The 4,679-nt window shown below is 40.7% G+C and carries 4 protein-coding genes; all 4 read left to right on the forward strand.

Annotation, left to right across the window (positions count from 1 at the left end; all coding sequences use genetic code 11):
• Positions 1-522 (forward strand): glycoside hydrolase family 16 protein (locus ABIQ28_RS07200; RefSeq protein WP_348036204.1); only part of this gene is annotated, 522 nt, incomplete at its 5' end.
• A gap of 2 nt (positions 523-524) precedes the next feature.
• Complete coding sequence (gene bglX / locus ABIQ28_RS07205; protein ID WP_348036205.1) at positions 525-2,825, forward strand: beta-glucosidase BglX; 2,301 nt, start codon at positions 525-527, stop codon at positions 2,823-2,825.
• A complete protein-coding gene (locus ABIQ28_RS07210; RefSeq protein ID WP_348036206.1) occupies positions 2,822-3,589 on the forward strand; it encodes a glycoside hydrolase family 16 protein in 768 nt (255 codons plus the stop codon). Before bglX ends, ABIQ28_RS07210 begins: the two co-directional genes overlap by 4 nt.
• 131 nt (positions 3,590-3,720) lie before the next feature.
• Positions 3,721-4,679, forward strand: a 959-nt coding sequence (locus tag ABIQ28_RS07215; protein WP_348036207.1) for a LacI family DNA-binding transcriptional regulator, incomplete at its 3' end; no start/stop codon positions are given.

The raw sequence follows: 4,679 nt of genomic DNA on the forward strand, positions 1-4,679 counted from the left end.
ATCACCGCTAAGGCTGAAAATGGAGGATACACCTCTTCAAGAATAAAAACGGATGGCATATTTGCATTTACCTACGGTAGAGTAGAAGTCAGGGCGAAGCTTCCTTCTGGAGGAGGTACTTGGCCAGCCATTTGGATGTTAGGACAAAATTACACCACGGTCTCATGGCCTACTTGTGGCGAAATTGATATCATGGAGCATGTCGGGAATGACCAAAACACCATTCATTCTACCTTACATTATCCTGGGAATTCCGGTGGTAACGGCGTTGGAAAACGTACAACTGTTCCTACCGCATCAACTGAATTCCATAACTACAGTGTAGAATGGACGCCAGATTTCATTACATTTTTAGTTGACAATCAAGTGTATCATAAGTTTCCAAATACCGCTGACACACCATTCAATGCAGATTTCTTTTTGATTCTGAATGTGGCAATGGGCGGAAATTTTGGTGGAGCAATCGATCCTAATTTTACGGCATCGACATTAGAAATTGATTATGTAAAAGTATACCAATAAAAATGAAGAACTTTTTAATTATAATGATTAGTAGCAGTCTGCTGACAGTGTTGGTTTCTTTTGGAGAAGCCAACGCTAACAGTAGCGACCAGAACACAGTTTTCACTAAGGAAGTAGATTCTATTGCGTTGAAAGTGAATGCGCTTTTGGCGAAAATGACCTTGGAAGAAAAGATTGGACAAATGAACCAGTACAACGGCTTTTGGGACGTTACAGGTCCTGCGCCAGCTCATGGCGATGCCGCCAATAAGTACGAACATCTCAAAAAAGGTTGGGTAGGTTCCATGCTCAATGTAAGAGGGGTTAAGGAAGTTAGACAGGTGCAAAAAATAGCGGTTGAAGAAACGCGTTTGGGCATTCCGCTGATTATAGGTTTTGATGTCATTCATGGTTATAAAACCATCAGCCCCATTCCGTTGGCAGAAGCTGCTAGTTGGGATTTGGAAGCGATAAAGCTATCCGCGCGAGTTGCAGCAGAAGAAGCCTCAGCATCAGGGATCAACTGGACTTTTGCACCCATGGTCGATATTTCACGAGATGCCCGTTGGGGACGTGTTATGGAAGGCGCAGGAGAAGATCCGTATTTGGCTTCGTTGATTGCTAAAGCGCGTGTGGAAGGCTTTCAAGGAGACGATTTGTCTTTGGCGAATACCATTGCAGCCTGCGCAAAACATTTTGTCGGCTACGGTTTTGCTGAAGCTGGAAGAGATTACAATACGGTAGATGTTGGAACCTCGACTTTGTACAATGTATTGTTGCCACCATTTAAGGCAGCTCAAGATGCCGGCGTCAGAACCTTTATGAATGCATTCAATGAACTCAATGGTATTCCGGCAACCGGAAGTGCTTTTTTACAACGGGACATTTTAAAGGGCGATTGGAACTTTCAAGGCTTTATGGTTACCGATTGGGGTTCAATTAATGAAATGATTACCCATAGATATGCAAAAGATCGTCGTAATGCTGCAGAAATAGCCATAAATGCTGGCGCTGATATGGATATGGAATCCTATGCTTATGTGAATGAATTAGCGAGTCTTGTCAAAGATGGCAAGGTTGATGAACGCCTGATTGACGATGCCGTAAAACGAATTTTAAGAGTGAAATTTGAACTTGGCCTTTTTGATGATCCGTATAAATATTGCAATGAAACGGTCGAAAAGGAAGTCATCGGTAGCAAGACAATTATGGATGCGGTATTGGACGTCGCCAAAAAATCGATCGTGCTTTTAAAGAATGAAAACAATCTGTTGCCATTAAAAAAACAAGGGCAGAAAATTGCCATCATAGGCGCCTTGGCAAATGACAAAACAAGTCCCTTAGGCAGTTGGCGTATTGCCGCCGATGATGGGACGGCAGTTTCTGTCTTGGAAGGAATGAAAGCCTATAAAGGAAACACCATAACTTATGAAAAAGGTGCCAATGTGGTGACAGGCGAAACTGTTTTTCCTAAAGAACTGACGATTAACGTTACGGACAAAAGTGGATTTGCTTCAGCCATAGCAGCGGCAAAAAAAGCAGACGTGGTGGTCATGGTTTTAGGCGAACACGGTTTGCATTCTGGAGAAGGTCGCAGCCGTTCAGAAATTGGATTGCCGGGAGTGCAACAGGAATTGCTGGAAGCCATTTATAAAGCAAATAAAAACATTGTATTGGTGCTTAATAATGGCAGACCGTTAACCATTGATTGGGCCCATGAACATATTCCCGCCATTGTAGAAGCCTGGCAATTGGGCACTCAAAGTGGTCATGCCATTGCGCAAGTGCTTTATGGCGATTATAATCCGAGTGGGAAATTGCCCATGACGTTTCCACGGAATGTAGGTCAAGTACCCATTTATTACAATCATAAAAGTACCGGGCGACCAACTTTGCAAGAGCCAGGCTCTGTGTTTTGGTCGCATTATTCCGATGTTAGCAATACACCACTGTATCCTTTTGGGTATGGTTTGAGCTATACCTCGTTTTCGTACACTGACCTAAAAGTAAATACCATTTCTAACCACACCGTTGAGGTGTCAGTAAAATTGACCAATACAGGGAAAGTTAAAGGTAAAGAAGTCGTGCAGCTATATTTGCGTGATGAATTTGCGAGCGTCACACGACCTGTAAAAGAATTAAAAGGTTTTGAAATGGTGGAGTTGAATCCGAAGGAAAGCAAAATCGTCACTTTTAAATTATCTGAAGCTGAATTGGGCTTTTATGACAACGATGGGAAATTCAATGTTGAACCGGGAACCTTCAGTGTTTTTGTCGGCGGAAGTTCCGATGCTACCTTAACCGCTCAATTTGAAATCCCATGAATACATTAAGAGTTTTTTGCTTCAGTTGTTTTTTAGTGTTTACCTCTTCCAATTCGCAAGAGCTGATCCTTGAAGAGCATTTCAGTGGCAATCGATTGGATGAAACCGTCTGGAATTATGAATTGGGCAATGGTTGTCCAGATTTGTGTGGCTGGGGAAATAATGAAAGACAGATTTATACTAAGGATAATGTGGCTATAAAAGATGGGAATTTGGTATTAACAGCAGCTTTTAATGGAAAGAATTATACCTCAGGAAAAATCAATACCAAAAATAAAATAGAATTTAAATACGGTACGGTTGAGGTTCGCGCAAAATTACCAACAGGTCAAGGCGTTTGGCCTGCCATTTGGATTTTGGGAACTAATATTTCAGAAGTAGGATGGCCTAAAGCTGGCGAAATTGACATTATGGAATATGTCGGTAAAAATCCGCACGAAATCCATACCACCCTTCATACATCGGATAGTTATGGCGAATCCAAAAACACCAAAATCACAACGATTCCCTCTATTGAAGAGGGCTTTCATGTCTATAAAGCAGATTGGACCAAGGATTTTATAAAATTTTATATTGATGAGGTTTTGGTGTATACGTTTTCTCCAGAGCTCAAAAATGAAGAGACTTGGCCTTTTGATCAACCTTTTTATCTCCTCCTTAACTTTGCGGTCGGCGGCAATTTTGGTGGGCCGCAAGTGGACGATTCTATTTTTCCTCAAGAGTTTCTTATCGATTACGTGAAAATTTATAAACCTAAAAAATGATGGGGTTTAACATTTCTAAAGAAAAAAATGAGGTGACACCCAGAGCTGTTAAAAAATTACCTAACCACATTGTATGATAAATAAAGAGTGTACTTTTATCAAGTCACTCTTTTTTTTAATTTCAATGATCAATGGTAACACTTAAACAACTAGCCGAACAATTAAACGTTTCTGTATCAACAGTTTCTAAAGCATTGCACAATAGCGAAGAAATCAGTAAAGATACCATTCAACGCGTTCAGGAGTTGGCCAAACATCTCAATTACCGTCCCAATAGAATGGCATTGAGCCTTAAAAGCAACAAAACAAAAACTTTGGGTGTTATTATACCTAGCATTCTCAATCATTTTTTTGCCAAGGCCCTTTATGCCATCGAGACGGAAGCTTCAAAACAGGGGTATAATATTATCACTTGTGTTTCCAGTGAAATGCTATCCAAAGAAAAGAATAGCCTTCAATTATTATCCAATGGGAGTGTGGATGGTTTTATTATGTCCTTGGCAGAAGAAACCCAAGTCAAAAACAAAACCGAACATATTGCGGTACTGTTGAAGCAGAACATTCCAGTGGTTTTATTTGATAGAGTTGCCGATGATATCGAATGTGATAAGGTCATTATCGATGATTTTGGAGCGGCTTATGAAGCGACCAAACATTTGTTGGATGAAGGACGACAGTACATCGTGCTCATTAGTGAAATTGAAGAATTAAGCGTTGGAAAATTAAGAACCAACGGGTATCTCAAAGCCTTGTCAGAAGCTTCAAACTATACCGAAGAGCCTGTGGTTATCTCTGTAACTAAGGATGATGATTTGGAAGCCGTCATCGACACGCTATTTGCTGCCAACAAAAAAGTGGATGGCATTTTATCTATTGATAACACCTCTGGTGTTGTGGCACTGCATAAAGCTCTTAAAAAAGGATATCAGGTACCTGAAAATCTATCGATCATTGGGTTTTCTGACGATAATGTATTAGCGTTTACAGATCCTAAATTGTCTACAATTTCCCAACATACTTTTGAGATTGGCCAAGCTGCGGTAAAGTTGCTGATTGACAGACTCAATAAAAAGTCATCGCCAAGTCCTAT

Source organism: Gelidibacter sp. (genome assembly GCF_039916245.1).
In the GTDB taxonomy this organism is placed as follows: domain Bacteria; phylum Bacteroidota; class Bacteroidia; order Flavobacteriales; family Flavobacteriaceae; genus Gelidibacter.